Annotated in this window: 17 protein-coding genes, 4 tRNA genes and 3 pseudogenes; 6 read left to right on the top strand and 18 right to left on the bottom strand. The window is 64.1% G+C overall.

What is annotated here, in order from left to right; all coding sequences use genetic code 11:
• Positions 1–27: 27 nt before the first annotated feature.
• A complete protein-coding gene (locus GKZ92_RS05535; protein WP_006360613.1) occupies positions 28–657 on the bottom strand; it encodes an alpha-ketoglutarate-dependent dioxygenase AlkB in 630 nt (209 codons plus the stop codon).
• 330 nt (positions 658–987) lie between these two features.
• Between GKZ92_RS05535 and GKZ92_RS05530 the strand changes: the two genes are divergently transcribed.
• Positions 988–1,500: a hypothetical protein gene (locus tag GKZ92_RS05530; protein WP_006360612.1), complete on the top strand. Its 513-nt coding sequence runs from the start codon at positions 988–990 to the stop codon at positions 1,498–1,500.
• Between the two features lie 77 nt (positions 1,501–1,577).
• On the opposite strand, the gene GKZ92_RS05525 is transcribed toward GKZ92_RS05530, so the two are convergent.
• Together GKZ92_RS05525 and GKZ92_RS05520 are read right to left on the bottom strand one after the other, a co-directional pair.
• Entirely contained in the window at positions 1,578–2,465 is an 888-nt protein-coding gene (locus GKZ92_RS05525; RefSeq protein ID WP_075862769.1) for an oxidoreductase, read from the bottom strand.
• A gap of 123 nt (positions 2,466–2,588) precedes the next feature.
• Positions 2,589–4,304, bottom strand: a complete 1,716-nt coding sequence (locus tag GKZ92_RS05520; protein ID WP_075862770.1) for an adenylate/guanylate cyclase domain-containing protein — start codon at positions 4,302–4,304, stop codon at positions 2,589–2,591.
• Positions 4,305–4,537: 233 nt separating this feature from the next.
• On the opposite strand from GKZ92_RS05520, the gene GKZ92_RS05515 reads away from it, so the two are divergent.
• A complete protein-coding gene (locus GKZ92_RS05515) occupies positions 4,538–6,379 on the top strand; it encodes a hypothetical protein (protein ID WP_006360609.1) in 1,842 nt (613 codons plus the stop codon).
• A gap of 103 nt (positions 6,380–6,482) precedes the next feature.
• On the opposite strand, the gene GKZ92_RS05510 is transcribed toward GKZ92_RS05515, so the two are convergent.
• From GKZ92_RS05510 to GKZ92_RS05495, 4 genes are all read right to left on the bottom strand, one after another.
• On the bottom strand, positions 6,483–7,034 hold the full coding sequence (locus GKZ92_RS05510; RefSeq protein WP_006360608.1) for a YceI family protein: 552 nt from the start codon (positions 7,032–7,034) through the stop codon (positions 6,483–6,485).
• A gap of 203 nt (positions 7,035–7,237) precedes the next feature.
• Positions 7,238–7,486, bottom strand: coding sequence for a hypothetical protein (locus GKZ92_RS05505; RefSeq protein WP_230461904.1), 249 nt, complete (start codon positions 7,484–7,486; stop codon positions 7,238–7,240).
• Positions 7,487–7,633: 147 nt separating this feature from the next.
• A complete protein-coding gene (locus GKZ92_RS05500) occupies positions 7,634–8,236 on the bottom strand; it encodes an NUDIX hydrolase (protein ID WP_040004372.1) in 603 nt (200 codons plus the stop codon).
• Positions 8,233–9,279 (bottom strand): hypothetical protein, encoded by a 1,047-nt coding sequence (locus GKZ92_RS05495; RefSeq protein ID WP_155225687.1) that lies wholly within the window; start codon positions 9,277–9,279, stop codon positions 8,233–8,235. Before GKZ92_RS05495 ends, GKZ92_RS05500 begins: the two co-directional genes overlap by 4 nt.
• Positions 9,280–9,825: 546 nt before the next feature.
• Here GKZ92_RS05495 and GKZ92_RS05485 point away from each other — a divergent pair.
• Positions 9,826–10,899, top strand: coding sequence for a tyrosine-type recombinase/integrase (locus GKZ92_RS05485; RefSeq protein WP_075862773.1), 1,074 nt, complete (start codon positions 9,826–9,828; stop codon positions 10,897–10,899).
• 89 nt (positions 10,900–10,988) lie between these two features.
• On the opposite strand, the gene GKZ92_RS05480 is transcribed toward GKZ92_RS05485, so the two are convergent.
• The 5 genes from GKZ92_RS05480 to GKZ92_RS05460 all read right to left on the bottom strand — a co-directional run bounded on the left by GKZ92_RS05480 (position 10,989) and on the right by GKZ92_RS05460 (position 12,625).
• Positions 10,989–11,375 carry a hypothetical protein gene (locus GKZ92_RS05480; RefSeq protein ID WP_075862774.1) on the bottom strand — a complete coding sequence of 129 codons (387 nt, stop codon included), beginning with the start codon at positions 11,373–11,375 and terminating at the stop codon, positions 10,989–10,991.
• A complete protein-coding gene (locus tag GKZ92_RS05475) occupies positions 11,375–12,004 on the bottom strand; it encodes a nucleotidyltransferase domain-containing protein (protein WP_006357356.1) in 630 nt (209 codons plus the stop codon). The genes GKZ92_RS05480 and GKZ92_RS05475 overlap by 1 nt, the downstream gene beginning before the upstream one ends.
• A gap of 299 nt (positions 12,005–12,303) precedes the next feature.
• A tRNA-Phe gene (locus tag GKZ92_RS05470) sits at positions 12,304–12,380 on the bottom strand.
• A gap of 47 nt (positions 12,381–12,427) precedes the next feature.
• Positions 12,428–12,504, bottom strand: a tRNA-Asp gene (locus GKZ92_RS05465).
• A gap of 48 nt (positions 12,505–12,552) precedes the next feature.
• Positions 12,553–12,625: transfer RNA gene (locus GKZ92_RS05460), tRNA-Glu, on the bottom strand.
• A 318-nt stretch (positions 12,626–12,943) separates the two neighbouring features.
• On the opposite strand from GKZ92_RS05460, the gene GKZ92_RS05455 reads away from it, so the two are divergent.
• From GKZ92_RS05455 to istB, 3 genes and pseudogenes are all read left to right on the top strand, one after another.
• Positions 12,944–13,016: transfer RNA gene (locus GKZ92_RS05455), tRNA-Lys, on the top strand.
• 269 nt (positions 13,017–13,285) lie between these two features.
• Positions 13,286–14,797 carry an IS21 family transposase gene (istA, locus tag GKZ92_RS05450; RefSeq protein WP_155225077.1) on the top strand — a complete coding sequence of 504 codons (1,512 nt, stop codon included), beginning with the start codon at positions 13,286–13,288 and terminating at the stop codon, positions 14,795–14,797.
• Positions 14,794–15,579: pseudogene (istB, locus tag GKZ92_RS05445) on the top strand (IS21-like element helper ATPase IstB); the annotation flags it as partial. The gene istA and the pseudogene istB, both read left to right, overlap by 4 nt.
• Positions 15,580–15,974: 395 nt before the next feature.
• Here istB and GKZ92_RS05440 read toward each other — a convergent pair.
• The 6 genes and pseudogenes from GKZ92_RS05440 to GKZ92_RS23995 all read right to left on the bottom strand — a co-directional run bounded on the left by GKZ92_RS05440 (position 15,975) and on the right by GKZ92_RS23995 (position 23,356).
• Positions 15,975–17,123 (bottom strand): annotated as a pseudogene (locus GKZ92_RS05440) (IS3 family transposase).
• A 361-nt stretch (positions 17,124–17,484) separates the two neighbouring features.
• Positions 17,485–18,650 (bottom strand): IS3 family transposase gene (locus tag GKZ92_RS05435; protein WP_085948641.1). Its coding sequence is split into 2 segments (ribosomal slippage): positions 17,485–18,363 and positions 18,366–18,650, totalling 1,164 coding nucleotides; the frame shifts between segments, so codons are not numbered across the junction.
• A gap of 162 nt (positions 18,651–18,812) precedes the next feature.
• Positions 18,813–18,949: pseudogene (locus tag GKZ92_RS23545) on the bottom strand (helix-turn-helix domain-containing protein); the annotation flags it as partial.
• A gap of 801 nt (positions 18,950–19,750) precedes the next feature.
• Positions 19,751–21,172 carry a polysaccharide biosynthesis tyrosine autokinase gene (locus GKZ92_RS05430; protein WP_155225076.1) on the bottom strand — a complete coding sequence of 474 codons (1,422 nt, stop codon included), beginning with the start codon at positions 21,170–21,172 and terminating at the stop codon, positions 19,751–19,753.
• A 67-nt stretch (positions 21,173–21,239) separates the two neighbouring features.
• Positions 21,240–21,860, bottom strand: a complete 621-nt coding sequence (locus GKZ92_RS05425) for a WecB/TagA/CpsF family glycosyltransferase (protein WP_155225075.1) — start codon at positions 21,858–21,860, stop codon at positions 21,240–21,242.
• 164 nt (positions 21,861–22,024) lie between these two features.
• Complete coding sequence (locus GKZ92_RS23995; RefSeq protein WP_442903346.1) at positions 22,025–23,356, bottom strand: lipopolysaccharide biosynthesis protein; 1,332 nt, start codon at positions 23,354–23,356, stop codon at positions 22,025–22,027.
• Positions 23,357–23,358: the final 2 nt, after the last annotated feature.

Below are 23,358 nucleotides of genomic sequence, written 5' to 3'. Positions count from 1 at the left end.
TCCACAACTTCTACAAAGCCCAGTAAGTCACCACACCCCCGGCGGCCGCAGCTGGATGCTGATCCGGGCGCCGACGCCGCGCACCTTGGGAACCGCGTGTTCCCAGGTGCGTTGGCAGCTGCCACCCATGACGAGCAGGTCACCGGTCGACAGGGTGAACTTCAACGACTTCCCGCCGCCACGCGGCCGCAGCATCAGCGGTCGTGGGGCGCCGAGGGAGATGATCGCGACCATCGTGTCGTGCGTCGACGCCCGCCCGATGCGGTCCCCGTGCCATGCCACTGAATCGTTGCCGTCGCGGTAGAGGCTGATCCCGGCGGTCGCGAATCCTTCGGGCAACTCCTCGCGGTAATGCCGCGACAGCGATGACCGCATCTTGGTGATCAGCGCATCCGGAAACGGGTCGTCCTTCTGGTAGATCGACACGAGCCGCGGGACGTCGACGACGCGGTCGTACATCTGACGCCGCTCGGCCCGCCACGGGACGTCGCGTCGAAGCCGATCGAAGAGTTCGTCCGGCCCGCTGATCCAGCCTGGGCACAGGTCCACCCACGCGCCGTCGGTGAGCGGACGCCGCGTCGTCGAGGTCGACAGGTCCGACAGCGCCGGCTCCGCGGCCATCTCGGCGAACAACGATCCCTGGATGCCTATGGACATACACCCCACCGTACACCCGGATCGAACGCCTGTTCGACGGACGGCATGTCCGTGCCGTTCGCGCCCACCCTTCGAACGTGAGCGGAAACGGATCGAGAGAGCGGGTAAGGACCTACGGGACCCCCGTCCGCGCACGAGGCGTCCCTCACATTTTCGAGTAATGCTCGGACCATCGTCGACGCAGCTCAAGCAGCCCCTGGCCCGACGCGGCAGTGACGAAGCGCACATTCGGCTCACCACGAAAGGGCCGCGATGTGAGGTGGCCCACAGCACGGTCGCCGGGTCGATGCTTTAATCAATTCGTTATAAATCGTTACAAGGGGGAACTCGATGAAGCGCACCGGTATCGCCGGTCTGTTTGCTGCCGCCGCCATGCTGATCCCGATCGCGCCGGCGACCGCCGATCCGGTCGGCGATCTGTTCGGTAGCGCCAGCGGCAGCCTCGACTCCGGAAGTTCCGCGTTCGGGTCGTCGGGCGACAAGGTCACCCACTACGGCAAGCTCGGCCGCGCGGGCGCACGCAACGGCGTGAAGTCCATCAACGTCTGGGTCTACAACCCGAAGGGCGCCCGGGAGATCACTCCGGGAACCTTCGGCAAGAACTCGCGACTCGGCGTGCGCTGGAACTCCATCATCGACGCCGGCCCCATCGTCGACGGCAACGAGTGCCGCATGGAGGTCCGCCTCGCCGGACCGAAGGTGCCCAAGGAAGCCGCGCTGTACAAGACGCAGGACTGCACCGCGGTGAAGTCCTACTTCTTCAAGGGCGGCGGCAACTTCACCATCCGCGTCACCGACCTGGTCTCCGGCGCGTCGAACAGCATCGCGTTCTCGGTCCAGTAGTCACGCGAACCGCAGACACGAAGTGCGGGATGGATGCCGGTTTCCGGCACTCATCCCGCACTTTCGTCGTCAGGCGGTCAGCTCCCTGACACGTCGAACTTCTCCCCGGTCAGCTTCTCCGACTCCGCCCAGAGCGCCGCACGGAAGTCGGCGTCGTCGGCCGCCTTCTTGTACTTGTTCCGTCCGGGCGCGCCGTGCAGCCCGAAGAATTTCGTCGGTCCGTAGTAGGTGCCGGACGGCAGACCCGACATCGTCGCGGCGTACAGCTGCGGCAGGGCTCCGTCGGCGGCCGGCTGCGCGATGGGCAGCTTGTTCGACAGCTTCGCCAGGACATCCATGAAGTTCTCGCTCCGACCCTGCAATTCCGTTGCGGCATAACCGGGGTGGGCGATGAACGACTGCTTCGACGACCCGGCCTCCGCCAACCGCTTGGCGAGTTCGAGGCCGAACATGAGGTTGGCCATCTTGGAGTCCCCGTAGGCCTGCCAGCGGCGATAGCGGCGCTTCTCCCAGTTGAGGTCGTCGAGCGCGATGTTCCCGATCTGGTGCACGCCCGACGACACGGTGACGACGCGGTCGGTGATCTTCGGCAGCAGCAACGCGGTGAGCGCGAAGTGGCCGAGATGGTTGGTGCCGATCTGCATCTCGAAGCCGTCGGCGGTGCGTCGCAGCGGTACGGCCATCAGTCCGGCGTTGTTGATGAGGACGTCGGCGCCGGTGAAACTCGACGCGAACGAGCGAACCGACGCGAGATCCGCGAGGTCGAGTTGGGCAACGGTCGCGTTGGGTCCCAGTTTCGACGCCACGGCGTCGGCCTTGGCGGTGTTGCGGCACGCCAGGATGACGTTGGCGCCGGCACCGACGAGCGCTTTCGCCGTCTCGGCACCGAGGCCGCTGTTCGCGCCGGTCACCACGAAGGTGCGACCCGTCTGATCCGGAATGTTCGCTGACGTCCAACCGTTCATCGCAGCCCCCAGGGATGGTGTGTCGGTCCGACGTCCTCGCCGCGACCCTGCGGCCCACGCTATTGACGACCCCGGACGGCGTCAACGATTCGTCTCGGGCAGCCGACTTCGGTGGCGCGGTCCTCAGCCGCCGAAGAACGTCGTGAGCCGCAGCGGGCTGGCGCCGACGATGCGTCGGGCCGGGCGTAGCAGTTCGGCGATCAGGTTGCGCGACGACCCGAGCCGTTCGACGAGGTCGGACGGGGCGTAGAACTCGGTCGGGGCCGACCGGCCGCGCATGATGCGGCTGCCGAGGAGTTCCCATTCGTCGGCCTCGGCGCCGGCGGAGTCGATCGCGGCGCCGCTGGCGAGGGCGGGGACGCGACCGGTCTTGGCCATGTCGGACAGTCGGGCGCATTCGTTGACCGGGTCGCCGATGACGGTGTACTCGTAGCGCCGTTCGGCGCCGATGTTGCCGGCGAAGACCTCACCGAAGGAGACGCCGATCCCCCACCGGATGTCGAGGCTCTTGGCGAGCCGGTCGGCGAGGTCGCGGGCGGCGGCGAGCGCGTGTCCGGCCGGGTCGTCGAGTTCGACGGGCGCCCCGAAGACGGCCAGCGCGGCGTCGCCCTCGAACTTGTTGACGAAGCCGGAATGCTGGTCGACGACGTCGAAGACGATGCTGAAGAACGCGTTGAGGAGTTCGGCGACGTCGTCGGGACTCCGGTCCTGGGACAGTCGCGTGGAGCCGACGATGTCGACGAACAGCACACCCACCTCGGTGTTGGTGCCGTGCATGCCGACGCCGTCGGAGAGGGCGAGGTCGGCGACGGTGTCGCCGACGTGCCGGGCGAAGATCTCACGCATGCGGTCACGTTCGGCGAGTCCTTGCACCATCACGTTGAAACCGTGTTGCAGCACACCGAGTTCCGACGAGTCATAGACGGGGACGCGGGCGTTGAAGTCGCCGTGGTCGACGCGGTGGACGGCACGACGCATCTCGGTCAGCGGATCGGTGATGGCCTGCCCGACCAGGACGATCACGCGTGCGCCGGCGGCGAGTCCGACGACGGTGAGAATGACGGTGGTCCAATCGACCGCGCCGTAGACGTCGGGCAGCATCCCGGTGAAACGACCGGCGTTCACGGTCAGCAGGCCGATCATCGGCACCGCCGAACTCACCGCCCACACCGCGAGCAGGCGGATGCGGACGCCGTTCATCACGTGGTTGGCCGGGAAGTCCTCGAGGACCACGATCGCCAGCGGGCGGGCGGCGCGTTCGACGAACAGATAGGTCAGACACGCGCTCGACAGACCGGCCAGCGTGAACGCCACCGCGACACCGGCGACGGTCGCGACGCTCAAGTCGTCGGCGACGAAGACGTAGAACAACGCCGCGCTGCACCAGGCGCCCACGGTGACGAGGAGCTCGAAGGCGGGCAGGCGTTGCACGGCACGTCGTCGGGCATGGTCGGCGGGTCGGCAGCTGACGAACCAGTCCAGCTGGGGCCGGAAGACGAGCAGGCCGAGCAGCAGATTCACCAGGATGCCGGTGACGATCGCGCCGACGACGGCCGGGAAGTTGGGGGCGCCGAGGGTCTCGGCGAAGGTGAGCTGGCCGCCGTTGAACGCGAGCTGCACGAGCAGGAAGGTCTCGACACCGACCAGCGCGTTGCTGGCGACGACAGCGGTCATCGCCGTGACGGTCGCGTGGCGGGCGATCCGGTTCCGCATGTCCGGGCCGACTCGCGCCCACGCCCTCGGGCTCGGCACCGTGGGCAGGCCCCACAGCATCCCGGCGGTGCGGCGTCTCAATCGCATCCACGGCACGACACGGCGGGTGCGACGCCTGCGTCCCATGGGCCTCTCCTGCCTGAAGGCGATACCCGCAGACTACCGAACCGGTTGTTACCGAGGACACGTCGAAAGTCCCTGTACCGGCGGCACCGCTCTCTGGATCAGGAGCGGCGTCGGAAGAACACGACCGGCGCGTGGTCCGATCGAGCGAATTCCGCCCCACAACTCCGTTTCCACACCGCCTCTGAGCTGGGCCGATGTTTCAATAGCTCGTCCGGATCGGAAGGAGCGCCCACATGCGTCGGTTCGCCGTCGTCCTCATCGCTGTCGCCTTGTCGGTGTCGGCGTGTTCGCTGTTCTCATCGCCCGACGACGACACCTCACCACGTCTCGAGTCCGGGCCGGTGACGGAACAGACCGTCGATGTCGCGCCCGACACCACGACCGAGGTCGCGGTCTCCGACAACTGGGCCATCTCGATCCCCCCGGGCGCAGCAACGCCGGGTTCGTCGTTCACCGTCCGGCCGGCCGAACAGTCGACTGCTGCCGGCAAGTCGGTGACCCCCGTCGCGGGCGCGGATCTGACGCTGTCGTCGGGGCAGCCGGTGGCCCCGCTGACCTTCCGGTACGAGTTGGACGAACCGCTGCCGGAGGGCACCGACCTGTATCTCGTCGGGAAGGAGGCCGATGCGCCGGGTTCGGCAGCTCCCGCCACCCCGATCGCTGCTGCGATCGATGGCGACCGCCGGGTCGCCACCGCCCAGGTGCCGCATCTGAGCACCTGGGAGTGGTTGGCGGTGGAGGCCAATCATTTCGTGACGTCGACGCTGGGATTGCGGGGCGGCGCACCACAATGCCCGACGCAGCCACGACCCGGATGGTTGGACGAAGCGGTGTTCCTCGACAGCAAGGAAGCGCCGATGCGCGTCTGCACAGGCGCTGATCCTGCGGACAAGAACATCGCGGTGGTGAAGATCCGTAACAACCGCGGGATCGCCATGATCGTCACCGCTCCGGTGACTCCGCGGTGGGCGCACCTCGATGTGTTCTCCGGTCAGCCGACGAATGTGGCTGCGGAGATCGAGAGCGCCACCATCTCGATGCTGGGAGTTCCGACGAGCGTTCGGTCCAGGACGTGGGTTCTGCCACCCGGCGGCGGCGTCGACATCGGTTTCACCGCGAGTTCACTACCTGTGATATCGAAGATCACCGCAACCGCGACCGTGTCCACGGTCCTCTACGGCGTCCTCTGGACTCAGCTCGGAGACCTGGTCGACGACCCGTTGACCCTGAGCGCGATGGAACTCGGCTTCATGGCCGCCTGTTTCGGCCAAGCGGTGGACTCGGGCCTCGCCGGAATGTCGGACTCGCAGGTCAGGGCCGCGGCGACCAGCATGACAGCGGTCGGCATGTGCTTGGCGCAGAAGGCGCCCGATGTGGTCGGGGAGATCGCCGGACATCTGTCGGAGCAGGCGTTCGAACAAATGCAGAACCGCAAGATCGCCGAGAAGGTGGGCCGAACCTACGCTCGCTACCTGCCGCTGCTCAACACGGTGACCACCGGACTCGTCGTCGCCGATGCGGTAGCGAGCGTCAACCTCGGTGCCGGGGCATGGGAGATCAGCCTGTTCAAGAAGATCGATCCGGAGTATTCGCTGAACGCCGCGTGCGGCCGCATCGACGATCGTCGCACAGTCGATCACCCTTCGCTGGGCACGGTCACCATCGGGTTGCGGCGCGGGGAGAACAGTCTTGCCGGAGAGGGGTGCATCGTCGCGGTGGACTCCAAGGGCAAACGGCTTCTCGTGCAGACCGTTTCGGTGTACGGCAACGCACTCGACTTCGCCGACCCCGCCACGGATACGACCGAGAACGTTTTCATCACGTACAACCCGGGCCGGTACGACGGCGTGATCACGCTTGTCCCCACTGCCACCGGGTATGCAGACATCGGTTGGGAGAAGGGCGGGTTGGCGTACCAGAGCACAACGCACGCCTACTACTTCGCCGAGGTCGTGGGTCCTGGTAGCGACGGCCGCTATGCGATAAAGACCTTCGACAACAACTGCGAACCGGACTGCGCCGGCGGCACTGTCACCACCAAGATCCTTCGCTGGAACGGCCAGCGCTACGTCTAGGAGCGCACACCAGACCGGCACCCACGCGGGGGATGCGCAGGTGCCGGTCGGTGAACCGTCCGGACTCTGGGGTGTCGAGTCCGGTCGGAGGGTATGCGGGAGATCAGGCCTGCAGAGCCTCGATCTCGAGCGTGATGGTGATCTTGTCGCCGACGACGACGCCGCCACCCTCGAGCGGCATCTCGATGTCGATGCCGAAGTCCTTGCGGTTGATGACGGTCTTCGCGTCGAATCCGGCGACCGCGCCCTGGCCCATGCCCGGGCTGGTGCCGTTGTACTCGAGCTCGAGGCTGACCGGCTTGGTGACGCCCTTGAGGGTGAAGTCGCCGTCGAGGACGTAGTCGTCACCGTTCTGGCGGACGCCGGTGGAGACGAAGGTGGCCTTGGGGAACTGCTCGGCGTCGAAGAAGTCGGCCGACTTGATGTGGCCGTCGCGCTGCTCGTTCTTGGTGTTTATGGAGGTCACGTCGATCTCGGCCTGCACGGCGGGGGTGCCGTCCTCGGTGACTGTGATGGTGCCGGAGAAGTTGTCGAAGGTGCCGCGCACCTTGCTGACCATGAGGTGCTTGACGGAGAAGCCGACGGCCGAGTGAACGGTGTCGATGGTCCAGGTGCCGGCGGGGATCGGTGCCTTGACGGTGGTGGCTGCGGTCATGATTGCGTCCTTCCAGACGAGGTCGAGGTGGTCTCGGATTCTCGTGGGTCTTCGCGACCCATCGATACTGTAAACGGACCGCGGTCCGGATTCATTCCCCGGAACAGACTTTCCCGTGTGATCCGCACCACAGACCCCGATGGGCCCTCAGTGGAGGACCCCACCCCACCGACCTGTGGAGTTCACCGGGACCGGCCTTTCGGTCAGCCTCGCCCGATGATGAGCGCGGCCACCACGAAGGCGATCACGACGAGCGAGATCGCGCAGCCCAGCAACACCTGCTTGCGCGTGGACATCGGCGCGTAAGGATCGTTGTACTCGTAGCGGTACACGATCGCAGCCGGTTCGATCGCCGGCTGCCGCGGCGTCGACGCCGGGGCCGCAGCCCGATGAGGTGAGCGACCTCCGGCCGACGAATCCGCCGCCGACTCCGACGAATTGGCATTGTTCACACCGGTAATCATGCCCAACCGGCGAGTGACCTGCCAGACAAATCAGTGTCATTTGTTCGATGGAAATCCATGTCGCAGAGCATATCTGAGAACATCGAAGTTTAGATGGGACGATCGTACAGGTCGGTCAAACGACCCGAATCGTGCCTATTTCCAGGCGAAGACGGGCTGCTCGAACTCGTCGACCCGGGTGTGGCGATCCCGCAGTACGACCTCGGCGAACTGGTAGATCACCGCCGCTGTCGGCGCATGCACCAGCGAGTCGACGATGGGCAGCTGGATCACCGGACGTTCCGACTGCGGGATCGTCAGGAACCGCGGCGCCACCGCCAGCTCCTCGAAGGTCACGAAGAACAGCTGCGACACCTCGGCCGGATTCGGGGTCGGTTCCTGAAAGTCCTCCGCCCAGCAGACGATCGGGGTGATCACGAAGCCCGACCGGGTCGGATAGTCGTCGAGCGTCCCCAGCACCGAACGGGGAGACAGTTGCACACCGAGCTCTTCGTCGAGCTCCCGCAGCCCCGCGGTGATGTGGTCCTCGCCCGGATCGAGCCGACCACCGGGAAGGGCGAATTGCGCCGCGTGGCGTCGCATGGTGGGTGGTCGTTTGCACAACCAGATGCCCTGTCGTCCGTCCTTCTCCGCCACCGCCAGCACGACGGCCGCGGCCGCCGCTCCGGGAACGTCGACCGTCCGGTGCTCGAACCGTTCGACGCGTTCGGCCGCCACTGCCCGCTCAAGGTGAGTCACACCCTCAGTTGATCATGTCTGCCGTTCGACGCCGTGACGGCCTGGCCGAGGTGGTAGCTGACCACGCTCAGCGCGAACAGCCCGATCGCGAGGTTCAGCAGGGCGCCGAAACCTTCCATCGCGAAGTCGACGAGAGCGTTGCTGAGAAGGAACACCAGCGACGCGATGCGCAGTGTCCGCAGCGGCCACAGCCCGGCGGTCCCCCGCCGGCGGGCGAGCATGGCGGGCAACGCCAGTGCCAGCGTCGCGATCGCGCTCAGGAACAGGATCCAGGTGGCGATGCGGTTGTCGGCGAGCTCGATGTAGATGTCGAGGTCGTCGAAACGGTCCTTGGTGAACACGAAGCTGAGTGCTCCGACGACGACACCGGCGGCCGAGGCCACCACGAGGAACCATCCCACGATCGGCACCCAGCGCGGGCTGCGCAGGAAGTCCGGGATGAGGCGCACGGCCCGGTCCCGCAGGATCATCAGCCGGTCGGGGGTGTCCTTGCTCGATTCCAGCAGGGCCCGCACATTCGCGATGGTGCGGGCATCGAAGCCGTCATCACCGGCGGCGACGAGGAAGTCCTCGGCCTGTCGTCGTCGACGGTCCGGCAGCCCGTGCGCCACGCCGTCGGCGGCGATCGACGCCGCGTTGGCGAGCGCTTCGGCGCCGGTCGGCGGGGTGAAGTCCCGCACGATGCGGCTGATCAGCAACACCACCACGACGAGCACGTACATGATCTCGGCGGACGGCCCGTAGAAGTAGTCGTTGTCGCGGGTGACGAACTTGCCCACCTCGTCGAGGAACAGACCGAAACCGATGCCGCCCACCACCACGGCGCTCACCCGCGCGGTGGCTCCCAGGAACAGCCAGCCGGTGACGAGCGCCAGCATCATCAGCGCACCGCCCCACAGGGCGTGGGCGATGTGGAGGGTGCCGCCACCGACCTGGGGGTAGCCGGTCAGTTGCAGGTACAGCCGGGTGATGAGGATCGTGGCGATCGCGATGATGAGGAACCACTCGACGGCCGCGGTCCCGTAGGTGCTCCGGACGATCACCGAGGTGGCGCGATTTCTCATGGGGAGAGTATTACGGGTCGACGACCCTCTACCGCGGCAATCACCGCGAGCGGCACGAAACAGACGACACCGCACCGCGATGAGCCGACTCTCTCGGGGGCTCGTCGTGGTGCGGGTCGTCGATCTCTCAGGCCTCGAACAGGTCCGGGTCGGGGTCGCGCCCGCCGGCCGGGCTGCCGATGCCCCGGACACCGACACCGGTGTCCCCAGAGGCAGTCACGACCGAGTCAGGAAGCGCCTCGTCGTCCGATACCACGTGCCCGACCCGACGATTCGGCCGACCGGATCGACTCGGGCGTCACCGGCGACGGCCGCGAATCCGCTGTGGGCGTGCCGATCTCGTCCGCCGACCGCGCACGGCGGCGCGGGTGGTCGGCAACCACAGCACGCACCGCAGTTCTCCGGGGGACTCCCCCGGCGGGAACCGCGCGCCCTCCGCATGCGTCTCAGTGTGGACAGACCGCCCACCCACGACGGGTAAGGAGGGATCCCCATCCCCGCAGACCTGACCCCCAGCCGGCCCCGATGAGCGTCACCAAGTACCGGACGGCCGCGGGAGCACCGCGCTGGCGGGTGACCTGGCGGCTGCCCGACGGGCGCAGCCGCAGCAAGGTGTTCGGCACGCTGCGCGAGGCCCGGGCCTTCGAGGCCGAGGCGATCACCGCGCGCACCCGGGGCGTGGTGTTCGACCCGCGGCGCGGCGACGCGGTCACCGTCGCGTCGGTCTATGCGTCGTGGCTGGCCACCCGCCAGGATGTGACGCCCAAATCCCGGCGCGGCTTCGAGGACAACTGGCGGCTGCACGTGCAACCGGAGTTCGGGGCGTGGCCGGTGACCAAGGTCGACCGCGAGTCCATCCAGACGTGGGTGAACGCGATGGACTGCTCGCCGCGGACCAAACGCTGGCGGCACTCGCTGCTGCGGATGATCCTGGCCCACGCCGTCGCCGACGGTCTGCTGCTGAAGAACCCGGCCGAGCGCACGGTGTTCCCGCCGCTGGATCTGGCCGAGCACCTCTACCTCACCCACGCCGAGGTCGACGAGCTGGCCAGACGCTGCGGCCCGCAGGGCGACATCGTGCGCATCCTCGCCTACACGGGGCTGCGCTGGGGTGAGCTGACCGGACTGAACGTCGCCGACGTGGACCTGGCGCGCCGGCGGATCTCGGTCCGCCGCTCGATGACCCAGGTCGGCGGCACGCTGATGACCGGAAAACCCAAGAGCCGGGCCGGGATTCGCACGGTGCCGCTCCCCCGGTCGCTGGTCGCGGTGCTGGCGGCCCGCGTCGAGGGCCGGGCCCGCACCGCGCCCGCGGTCACCTCACCCAAAGGGGCGCGGCTGAGCCGGGAGAACTGGGTGCGCGCGGTGCGGTGGCGGGAGCAGGTCACCGCGCTGGGCTATCCGACGCTGCGGGTGCACGATCTGCGTCACACCTATGCGAGTCTGGCCCGCGCCGCCGGCGCGGATCTGCGGCTGCTGCAGGTGGCGATGGGGCATGCGTCGATCACGGTGACCGCCCACACCTACGCGGACCTGTTCGACGGGGAGCTCGACGCAGTGGCCGCGGCACTCGATGCGCGCCCCACCGGGATCGACTAGACCCGGCAGAGTCGGGATCGAACCGACGACCTTCCGCTGTTCCGAGGACGCGGATCGTCCTCGCCGAACACGAAGCTGCAAACGGCGAACTATCCGCGGGCTGCCACGACCTTCTTGGCTGCCTCGAGCAGGGGCTCCGCCGCGCGGCCCATCTTCGTCAACTCCGCGGCGGTGAGGTCCTGATGTGTGTAGGCCGCTTTGTTCTTCCGGCTCAGGAGGGTGTTCAGGTGCCGTTCGGATCCGCTGTCTGCCCGCTTGAGCAGGGCGACGGCCTCGCTGTGGTTACCGGTGTTGGAGTGCACGCCGAGCCGCGCGCAGCAGATGACGTCCGAGGCTGCGATACCCGCATCCACGTAGAGGTCCCCGGCAGCGTTGGGCATCTCCCGTCCGAGATGGTCGGCGGCATCGAGAAACTCGGTCGCCTTGGACATGCGCCCGGCGGCGACCGCGGCGTCACATTTGCGCTGCCCCGCCATCACGAGCTCCTCGCCGGGCGCAGTTGCGCGGTGAACCAGGCCCGTGTCCCCGCAACGGTGAGGCCCTGGGTCGACACGTCGCCGAGCAGCGGCTCGCCGGCGGCGACCGCGGCGCGCAACTCGTCCTCGGTGTACTCGACGATCCGGCCGTCGTTGCCGGTCCACGCGGTGATCAGTCGAGCGAGTCCGGTGACCCGCTGGTCCCACGCGTCGTCCTCGGAATCGGTTGCGCGCACCAGGAACACGTCGATGTCGCTGTCGGGCCTCATCCGCCCCGTCGCCGCCGACCCGAACACCGCGGCGTACCGCAGTGCGGTCTCCCACTCGGTGAAGTGCTCTTCGAGGCGCTGCAGGAAGGTGGAGTTCAGCCGGGAGAGCGCCATGATCGGCGGGGCCGCGAGATGCTCGGTGTTGAGGCGGTAGGTGTGCGTCCGACCTACTTCATCGTGCAGCACCACGCCCTGTGCACTGAGCCGGTTGAGGACCTTGCGGATGCCTTCCCCTGATGCGCTGCCGAGGATGCGCTGGACCTGGCTGATCGTGAATGTGAGGTCGGCGGCCGCCAGCACCGCGAGCACGTCGCCGTCGAGGGTCGGTGTCACCGTCGCGAACGGCTTGTTGAGCTGCATGGCGCACCCCTCTCCAACGAAAGTTGGAGTAACACAACTATAGTTGGAGAACGGCTGGAGGACGACGCGCTCGCCCCTGCGCGGACTGCGCATCAGCAGCGCCCGCCGGTAAGACGGCGACCGACGCACCGCGGGCGGGACAGACTGATCACCGTGAACCCACGACGACGGACAGGCCCCGTCGACCGCCCTCGACGCCCGACTGCTCGAGATTGAGTCGGGCCCCTGACACCGGGCCACTGACACCAGACCCCCTCCGACCACCAAAAAAACCTCCCGGATGAACCGGGAGGTTTTCATGGTGGCCAGAGTCGGGATCGAACCGACGACCTTCCGCTTTTCAGGCGGACGCTCGTACCAACTGAGCTACCTGGCCCTAAGAGAACCGGCGCATCCGGTAGAACCGAATGCGCCGGTCATCTCTGGCGACCCTGACGGGACTCGAACCCGCGACCTCCGCCGTGACAGGGCGGCGCGCTAACCAACTGCGCCACAGGGCCTTGTTTAATTGTGCTGTCCGACCCTCGTTGCCGAGTGCCGTCCAGGCGTACCCCCTACGGGATTCGAACCCGCGCTACCGCCTTGAAAGGGCGGCGTCCTAGGCCGCTAGACGAAGGGGGCCGGTCTCGCTTCTCCGCTGGGAGCTCGCATAGCTTATGACAGGTTTCGAGCAAACCACAAATCGTGTGGTCAGAGGCCTAAAACGGCCATTTTTGATGCATCTGCGCAGGGCACGTGGAGACCCCCGTTCGGATCGTCGCGAGTAGCCGCATGAGCGACGTCCCGGGAGCTGGCTGAGAACGGAGCGCACTCACCCGCGCACACGAGTAGGCCGCCGGCGCAGAGCGGCACGTGCACGTGCGCGACACACGTGTAGGCCCCCGCTCGGGCTGCTGGGGGAAGCTGTAAACTCGTCGACGCCCCGGCGCACCGGGGTACGCCCCTATAGCTCAGTTGGTAGAGCTACGGACTTTTAATCCGCAGGTCCCAGGTTCGAGCCCTGGTGGGGGCACCTAGCAGTACGGCACCGGCAGGTTTTTGTCTTTGCGACCTCAAACATCCTTTATAGGCGCCGGCTTTCACGACGCACTACGGCGCACGGACCGTCCTCACCATTTGTCCATGGCCATGAGAAAGTCCCCACTGGTGGCCAGGTCGAGGTCCCCGCTGGTGGCCAGATAAAAGTCCCCACCCTGTGTTCGTCGTGTCGACCCGGAACTGAGGGCCCAGGCGATGACGGTGAAGGTGCCAACCGATCACCATCACCGCCTGGGAGTTCCATTGAAGTCTGCGAAGGACCGTATGGACATCATTTCTGCTTACCGAGAACTCGGAAGCTATCGCGCCGCCGCCGAGGTGTGCGGCACCACCCACAAGACCGTCAAGCGTGTGGTCGACCGGTTCGAGGCCGACGATCAACCACCAGATCGCAAGGTACGGGCCCGCAACTACGACACCGTTGCCGAGCTGGTCGCTGAGCGAGTCGAGCGGTCGCGCGGCCGGATCACCGCGAAACGTCTGCTATCAGTAGCGCGAGCGGCGGGTTATGCAGGCTCGGCCCGCAACTTCCGTCGTCTCGTCGCTCAGGAGAAAACACAGTGGCGCCGTGACCATCATCGTGGGCGTCGCCCGGCAGTGTGGGCTCCGGGTGACTACCTGGTCATCGATTGGGCCGTGATCGGCGGGCTACACATGTTCTGCGCGGTGTTGGCGTTCTCACGCTGGCGGTTCGTTCGGTTCGCCACCAACGAAACATCCACCACCACACTCGGATTCATCGCCGAGGCGTTGGAAGAGATCGGTGGAGTACCCAACAAGGTACTCGCTGATCGGATGGGCTGCCTCAAAGGTGGGGTCGTCGCCAACGTCGTCGTACCGACCCCCACGTATGTGCGGTTTGCCACCCACTACGGGTTCGCCCCGGACTTCTGTCACGGCGCCGATCCGGAATCGAAAGGGATCGTGGAAAACCTGTGCGGGTACGCGCAGTCGGATCTGGCGCAACCGTTGTGGACCGAAGCCAAGATCGCCGCTGGTCGCGACGACGTACAGCTGGATGTGCACGCAGCGAACCGGGCCGCGCGGGACTGGTGTGTCGAGGTCAACACCCGACGCCACAGCGACACACTGTGCGTGCCTGCTGAGCAACTCGATGTGGAACGAGAAGTGCTGTCGAAGTTGCCATCTCTGCGGGCCCAAGTCGGTCCACCGCCGGTCACCCGTAAGGTCGATCGCCTCTCGTGTATCCGGTACGCCTCGGCCCGCTACTCGGTACCCAACCGGCTCATCGGCACCACCGTGACCCTCATCCAGGACGGTGAGCGGCTCCTGATCGCCGAACCCGCCTCCGGTGAGATGGTTGCCGAACATCTGCTGGCCGCACCCGGAGAGGTCGTCCTCAACGACGACCACTACGGGGGGCCACGCACACCGCCCAGTCGTGCACCACGACCCAAAACTGCGGTGGAGAAACAGTTCTGCGCTCTCGGTGAGGTTGCTGAGCAGTTCCTGGTCGGTGCCGCGGCGATCGGCAACACCCGCCTGGGCGGTGAACTCGATGACATCCTCGGACTCGTCACCTCCCACGGCCATCAACAGGTGCTCACCGCTCTGACCAGGGCGGTGGCGTTCCGACGGTTCAAGGCCGCCGATGTGCGTTCGATCCTCGATGCCGGAGCCGGCACCCCCAACCCGCGACCGGCCGGCACAGCACTGCTCGGGCATCTGCCTACCGCGCCCACCCGCTCGCTGGATGCCTACAAGCTCGGCGCCGGCGACAAGGAGGTGTCATGACCACCACAACATCGACATCAGTTGCACCCCAAACAGTGCCGCCACTACCGGCCGACCTCGACCACGCGCTACGCCGATTGAAACTGGCCTCGATCCGCCGCACCGCACCCGAGGTGCTGCTCACCGCGAAAACTCAGCGGTGGACACCCGAAGAAGTACTGCGGACCCTGGTGGAAGCCGAGATCGCCGCTCGTGATGCCTCCAACATCCGCAACCGGCTCAAAGCTGCCGGGTTCCCGCTCACCAAAACCCTGGAATCGTTCGACGTGGCCGCATCGTCCATCCCGGCCAACACCTTCGAATACCTGTCCTCGCTGGAATGGGTTCGGGCCCAACACAACCTGGCCTTGATCGGCCCAGCCGGGACTGGCAAGAGTCACACCCTGATCGGGTTGGGGATCGCCGCAGTGCACGCCGGACACAAAGTGCGGTACTTCACCGCCGCCGACCTCGTGGAGACCCTGTATCGCGGGCTGGCCGACAACACCGTCGGTAAAACCATCGACACCATGCTGCGCCAAGATCTGCTCATCCTCGACGAGATCGGATTCGCCCCGCTCGACGACACCGGCACCCAACTGCTATTCAGGCTCGTCGCCGGCGCCTACGAACGCCGCTCTCTCGCGATCGCCAGTCACTGGCCCTTCGAACAATGGGGACGCTTCCTGCCCGAACACACCACCGCCGCCAGCATCCTCGACCGACTCCTGCACCACGCCACCATCGTCATCACCGACGGCGACTCCTACCGCATGACACACCGAACGGAGGTACCACCCACCTATAACATCCCGCACAGGGTGGGGACTTTTACCTGGCCACCAGCGGGGACATCAAACTGGCCGTTGACAACCATTCGACACCCCGCTCGTCGCCACCGACGGGAGACCGTCGGGGGCGGATCGTTGCGGTCGACCTTGATGACCGTGATGTTGAAGATCGGGCGCCCAGCACGCCCCTGTGTACACGAACCGTCTGCGAATTCGGCCGCAACCTTTGCCGCAGAAGCGTTGCCACCCGCGATCACAACGTATGGATGAGCCAACTGTAACGTTGGGCAAGGCCCTTAGAACCACAAAAGATCGCTAGTCAGAAGCCTGCGAATCGCTGATCCCCAGTGGCAGGTCCCCGATAACCGGTCCAGTCGGTCCTAGAGCCAGTTCTTACTTGCGGTCGGTCAGTCGATCTCGCAGCCCACGGGGTGGTGCTGGTGGGTGCATCGGGCAGCGTACTCGGCCGGGGTCTTGTAGCCCAGCGCTGAGTGGCGGTGTCGGTGGTTGTGGTCGTCTTTGAAGTCTTCGATGACCACGCGGGCCTCCAACAGGGTGGGCCAGCAGTTGCGGTTCAAACACTCGTCGCGCAACCGGTTGTTGAACGACTCGATGAACCCGTTGTTCCACGGCGTGCCAGGCGGAATGTAGGAGATCCCCACCGACCCTGCACAGAACGTCTGGAGGGCCTCAGAGATGAACTCAGGGCCGTTGTCCATGCGCAGCACCTTCGGTGGGCCACCCCAGATCGCGAAGGTCTTCTTCAACTCCTCGATCAACCGGTCGGCGGCGATCGAGCGATCCACAATGTTGAGCAGCGACATCCGGGTGTGTTCATCGACCATGGACGCGATCTTGATCTTGTGTCCGTCGACAGTGGAGTCGAACTGAAAGTCCAATGCCCACACCACTTTCGGTGCGTCCGCGGTGACAATCGGCACCGACGACTGGCCGGCCCGTTTACGCCGCGGCGCCCGGCGCACCTGCAATCCTTCTTCCTTCCACAGCCGGTGGACCTTCTTCTTGTTCACGGTGTCGCCTTTGTCGAAACGCAGCCAGGCCCACGCCCGACGGAACCCGTGGCGTGGGTTCTGACGGGCGTAGGTTCGTAGCTGCTGGCGCAGGCCAGCATCCGGGTCAGCCGGGGTGTGCGCTTGCGGCAGTTGACGATACGCTGAACGTAGCAAGCCCAACAACCTTGCACGCCTTGCGTTCTGACATGTTCATCACGTCTTTGAGCATGTCGATGGCGGCGCGTTTGGCGGTTGGGCTCAGAATTTTCCCTTGGCGATCTCCCGTAGCGCGTCCTTCTCCAACTCGGCATCGGCGAGCAGCCGCTTGAGCCGGCCGTTCTGCTCACGCAGCTCCTTGAGCTCCTTGGCCGCGTCACCGTCCATGCCGCCGTACTGGCGGCGCCAGTTGTACAACGTCGCTGCCGACACCTCGAGGTCGGCGGCGATCTCCTCGCCGGCCTTGCCCTGCGCCGCCAACTCGTCAGCCCGGCGCAACTTGCGCACAATGTCCTCTGCCGAGTGGCGCTTGCGTCCTGCCATGATCCTCATCGTCCCTTCTCTGCCCTCAACAGGGCAATCAGGACTCTAAAACAGACCGGACCGGTTCACGGGGGACACGCCACCAGGACGCCACAATTATATTCTCGTCAGCTCGACAAGACTGAATAGCGCATGACCGCCGACCCGCGAAATTATCTCGTCGCGACGGAGTCAGCGGACCACTGCTCACGTACACAACCACGCAAAACAGTAGACACTTAGCGGTCATATTAGGCGGGCACCGGTTTCAAGGGGCGAGTACAGAACCGCCGATTCGGGGTCGCAATTTCGACTCAAAACTCACAGATCAGCGGGGCCTGCGCTAGCTGTACGGGCCTGGTGCACGGATAGGTGACAGGGTTAGTCACGCGGCCTGAGGGGCCTCGTGGTTGATGATGGTCTCGAATTCAATGGGGGTCAATCTGCCGAGGCGGTCCTGTCGTCTGCGGCGGTGGTAGGTCCGTTCGATCCAGTGCACGATGGCGGCCCGGAGCTCGTCTCTGGTGGCCCAGGATCGACGGTCGAGGACGTTGTTCTGTAGCAGCGAGAAGAAGCTCTCCATCGCCGCGTTGTCACCACACGCACCGACCCTGCCCATCGACCCGAGCATGCCGTGCCGGGTGATGGCCTTCTGCATCTTCTTCGAACGAAATTGAGACCCTCTATCGCTGTGCAGAACGCAGCCGGCCACGTCCCCTCGCCTGGCGACAGCGCTGTTCAGGGCGGCCACGGCCAGGCGGGACTTCATTCTCGAGTCGATCGAGTACCCGACGATCCGGCCCGAGTAGACGTCCTTGATCGCGCACAGGTACAGCTTGCCCTCGGCCGTCCAGTGCTCGGTGATGTCGGTCAGCCACAGCTCGTTGGGGCCGGGCGCGGTGAAGTCTCTCTTGACGAGATCGTCGTGTACAGGCGGGCCGGCCTTGCGGTGCTTGCCGCGGCCTCTCTTGCTGATGGTGCTGGTCCAGCCGCCGGCGGAGCAGATCCGCCACGCCGTCCGCCGGCACATCTTCTCGCCTGCGGCTTCGGCCTCGTCGGCGAGGTAGCGGTAGCCGAACTCCGGGTCTTCGCGGTGGGCGTCGAACAGGGCGTTGGCCCGGTACGCCTCGGCGAGCTCGGCGTCGGTGATCGGGTTCTTGCGCCACCGGTAGTAGGGCTGGCGAGCGATCTTGAGTACCCGACACGCCACCGTGACGGGGATGCCGTCAGCGGCCAGCTCACTCACGAGCGGGTACCACCTTTTCCCGGCAGATTCGCTTGGGACAGGTACGCCGCCGCCCGGCGTAAGACCTCGTTCTCCTGTTCAAGCAGGCGCACACGCCGCTTGGCCTCGCGCAGCTCACGCGATTCGGCCGACGTGGTGCCGGGCTTGATCCCGGCCTCCACGTCGGCCTTGCGGATCCACTTGTTCAGGGTCATCGGGTGGATACCGAAGTCGGCAGCGATCTGTTCGAGAGTCACACCGTCTTCACGGTTCTGGGCGACGCGGACAACGTCGTCGCGGAACTCCTGGGGATAGGGCTTGGGCACAGCTGGCATCCTTCCAGGCCGCCCGGCAGGGCAAGCCAGATCAGATGTCACCTACTCGTGCACCAGCCCCTACCGACCTGAGGTTGGGTACGAGACCGGCTGGTGGGTGGCCTCAGAGGGCGGTATGACCGCGGTGGTGATTGTAGCAGCGATCGACCATCCCGGGCCGTGTTCACGGTAGCGGGAGGCCCACCGCCGGCCGCTCGTCAGGGCGACCTGAGATCGCTCAGCGACGCGGTGGATCGACCAGCCGTCGTGGACGGCACATGAGCAAGACGTAGGCGACCGAGTTCGGTCAGTGGCGTTACGGTAGGACACGAAGACCTTCGAGATGAGCGGTGCGTTTCCTAGGTAGTTCGCACTTCACTTGGAGGTCTTCTTCACGTCATCCCGCCACGCCGTACCTAACGTCCGTGGTGAGTACAACTAGCCCGGTAAGGCCCACTACATGCTCTTGGACCCGATCCAACCAGCAGAAACGGGACGGGGTGCCAGTTCCGCATCAGCGTCGATGGGCCCGGAATTCGATCGAGAACTCCCTTCTCGCTCGCCCGGCCTAGGCCGAACGGAACCACCGCAGTTAAGCACGGCAACCGAACCGGACGATCTGCAGCTGACAGCGCCGAACGACAGCGCTGTACGCCGCGTATACCCGTCACTCCCCGTTGCAGTGCTTGCGATCAATTCGCAGTGCTTGTAGACACACCGGCGGCCCGAAGTATCTCCAACAGCTGTTACCAACTTTTCTACTGCTACCAACAAGATGGGCTGCGGGTGGATGACTCCATCGTCGTCCTCGGGGCGATGACCGGAAGCGGCACAGCCGCTCATCCAGCATCAGAGGCAGCACGCGGGCGCTGATTTGGACAGTACACAAGCGAAAACAACTCGTCGCGAATTTAACGATCGTGGCGAACGATCGCGCCCTCACCAAAACAATCGCCATATCACGGTAAAGCCAGGAAAGATACGGCTTTCATTAGTACGACCTCGAACGAGGTCCTACTCCCCTAGATAGCACCTCCAACAGGTCACCTTGCCAGCAATTCCTACATGTCCAGGTCCCGTACAGCACGGCGCACCATAATCGACGAAAGGAGTCACACTGTCCGGCTCAGACCTTCGGCATCAGCGCCATACGTACCGTACGGTGTCGAAGACGCGTAATAACCCATCTGTGCAAAATCAACGCAATTCAGCACTGCGCCCAAGACCTTTGCGTTTCCGGCAGCCAACTCTGAAACCGCACTGGTCACGTCAGTGACAGTACTAACGGATGATCTAGCGACGTAAAGCACACCATCCACCCAACGCGATAGCACTACAGCGTCCGTCACAGGAAGAACGGGTGAAGTGTCAACTAGAACGTAGTCGTAAGTTTCGCGCGTGACTTGAAGTAATTGACCAAACCGATCAGAAGCCAGAAACTCTGAAGGATTCGGAGGAAGTTCACCGGTAGCGAGAACATCGACACTTCCCGTCAACGCTTGCGCAGCATCGGCAAATGGCAACTCGCCACGGAGCACACCACTCAGCCCGACTGCATTCGAGATACCAAGCGCGCCGGCGATTGATGGTTTCCGCAGATCAGCGTCGATCAGGAGAACACGCCGCCCGTCCTCCGCCAGTACGGCAGCCAGATTCATCGACGTTACAGTCTTGCCCTCGTCTGGCCGAGCGCTTGTGATCATGAATACGGTAGGCGGCTTATCCATCGAGAGAAAAGAAAGGTTTGTACGCAGCTTCCGGTAGGCCTCACCAATAGGTGACGCGCCAGCTCCAAAATCAACTACACCACCCTCGACGACTTGCGAGTCACGCGGAATCAATCCCAGCACAGGAACATTCAACGCCTCGGAGAGATCAGTTGAAGACCGGATCTTGGAGTCGAAACGCGTACGAACAGCAACTAACAAGCAACCGACGATCGATCCAGCCAACAAAGCAATCAACAGGTTTCTGGTGATACTTGGGGCGACAGGTTCGGAGTTCGGCGAAGCAGGAGTCACCACCGTCAGCTTCGCCAGGGGCATCCCGCCGTCCTCGGGAGTCTCCAACTGAGCAACGCTCCTGGTCATCGCATCGGCGACTGCATTCGCTAACGTCGTAGATTCAACAGGCGAGGTGGTCCGAGCAACGACCGACAGGATCACCGTTTGCGGTGACGTATCAGCCGACACTGCATTACGAGCCTCATCCAGCGACAGTGTCAGTCCCGAGCTCTGAAGCGCCGATGTCAAAACGGCGTCCGAGCTAACCAACCGCGCATATGACGCGACCCTCTGCTGAGATGCCAATGATCCCTGGTAGGCGTTCTGGGCTGTGTCCTCTGTAGCGGACGTCACATACAGCGTCGCGACCGACTCGTACCGCGGCTGTTGTAGCAATCCGATGCTAACAGCACAAACCCCTGCGATCGCCGCTATGCAGACTATTACATACCAACTTCTACGAAAAGCGGCAAAGAGCCGCTTTATCGATTTCACGTTCTCAGAACCAGGCGGCTCCAATTCAAACTCCATTCGAAACAATCCTCCGTCTCAGCTTGACTGTAGCGCCATCCCACGCAACAAAATGCACCTTGTCCTCCTATTCCCGCGCCTCGGGAGCACTGCCCCGCGAAAACAACCCACCGTCACGAGCAACTGCGAACAGAAACCTCGCCGTGCCGAAGGTGTAGCGGCGCCATAGTCGCTGCGGCTCCGCCGCCAGTCGATATAACCATTCAACTCCTGTTCCCCTCAAAAACGAGGGCGCTTCTTTAACAGAACCAGAAAGAAAATCGAACGCAGCACCCACGCCGGCACACGGAAGATTTACCCGACGCGACAGAACATCGGTAAAGAAGTCCTGCTTCGGCGTACCCAAAGCCACCCACACGAGCGAGGCACCTGATGACTTAATGCGCTGTTCACATTCGTCAATGAGACTTTCGCTCACCGGACCGAAAGGCGGAGAGAATGCGCCAGCCACGCGCACGCCCGGGAAATCGCGCTCAATCACCCGGAGCATTTCTTTAAGAGACTCATCCGAACTGCCAATGAAGAAATGCGATACGCAGGCGACATCAACTGAATCATGAAGTGTTTGAACGAAAGTACTCGGCCCACGGGTACAGCCGAATCCGTGTAGGCCCGACTTACGACGACCCAACCAGGCGACAGGAACCCCGTCAGCGAAATTCCATCCACTCTCTTTTAAGATCTCCATGTAGTCAGGATCCTGCGATGCGCATGCGACTGAGTAGGCATTTACGAAACGCACACTGACGGCAAGCCGCTGTGTCGACGCGTCGAGCAGGAGACGCGACGCGTCTCGGTGTCCGCCACACGGAATAATCGGGACGGATCCCACTTCGATCGGCGATTCAGTGATCACTTGCCCCCCTTACTAGTCAATGAAAGGTCAACGTTTAGAGCGCCCGAAGACGGGCCGTACCTAAGGGAACGTTCGCGCAACCACATCCGCACTGTCGACGGAGCAGCCTGGAACAGAAATACCGCAGCAGCCGTCGCGAACACGACACCAGTCGCCCCGAAAGGGCCCGCGACATAGACACCTAACAACACGGCTGACGTCGCAGCCAGGATTGCACAAACCGCCTGAAACCTCATACCCGCTAAATCGGTCAAGTACATCCCCGGAACGACCTGCGCAGATTGCGCCACGAGGAGAGCTCCTACACCTAGACCAAGACTCAAAGGGGGATCAACGGAATGGCCACTAACAACCCTAGAGACCAACGGGAGCACAAACACGAGCGCAATGCAGCCCGCGCTTCCTAGTGCGACCATGATCCCGACAAGCTTAGTGAAGCTAACCTGCGAGACCCCTCCAGTGGACGCACGGCCTCTCCGCCCAGCGAACATCGGCCATAATGCAAATCCTGCCGAGCCAAGTATCGAAACCGCCGGCAGATACAACTGCATTGCAATCGAATAAGACGCAAGCTGATAATCGTCGCACAAGTGCGAAATTATTAGGCGACCGGACTGGAAGAGGATTGCCAGGAAACAGCTAACACACAACATGTAGGCACCCAAAGAGAGAACACCTCGAGCACGCCTTCGACGGTCGATAAGATCAGCGAAACGTAGGTCAATAGAACTCCACGCTAATCGAAGCATCACGAGACTCGAAACTAGAACCCCGACTGCTGCGGCGACCGCCATAAAAGCACTAGGCAGTCCAGCGACCGATACAACTACCACAACCAAGAGAGTCACAACCGAAGTGATCGCACCCGCGAACACAACGTAATGATTTTTTCCAATACCGATCAAGATTCGCTGGCCCACCCCAAGCGGGACAGAGATTGCGAAAATGACTACAGCTAGAACTATCGCACCCTCAATGCCGGACGGAGTCGGAGGCTCTTCCGAAAAGCCAAACAAGCGAGACCACGACACGAATACCGAGACGAGAATGGCCGCGACGACTAGAAGGCTAGCGGAGAGAACAAGGAGTCTTACAGTGGAGGCTAGCAAGTCTCGGCGATCATCAGGACCGCGCCCATCCGAATATGCGTTAATTACCCCTGCGCCTAAACCTAGGTCCGCGAATGGGAGCAGAAGAGCAATTGCGAGAACGACCGATATGGCAGCATAACTATCAATGCCGCCGTAATCTATGGCCACAGCAGTCGTTGCAAGACTGCATACTCCCGAGATCGGAAGGACCAAAACTCGTGCACCTGCGCTCCGCATCA

The sequence above is a fragment of the Gordonia sp. 135 genome (genome assembly GCF_009720185.1).
GTDB classification, from domain to species: Bacteria; Actinomycetota; Actinomycetes; order Mycobacteriales; family Mycobacteriaceae; genus Gordonia; species Gordonia alkanivorans.
The sequence above is the reverse complement of the archived record's forward strand: the minus strand, read 5'-3'. Positions and strand labels throughout refer to the sequence as shown.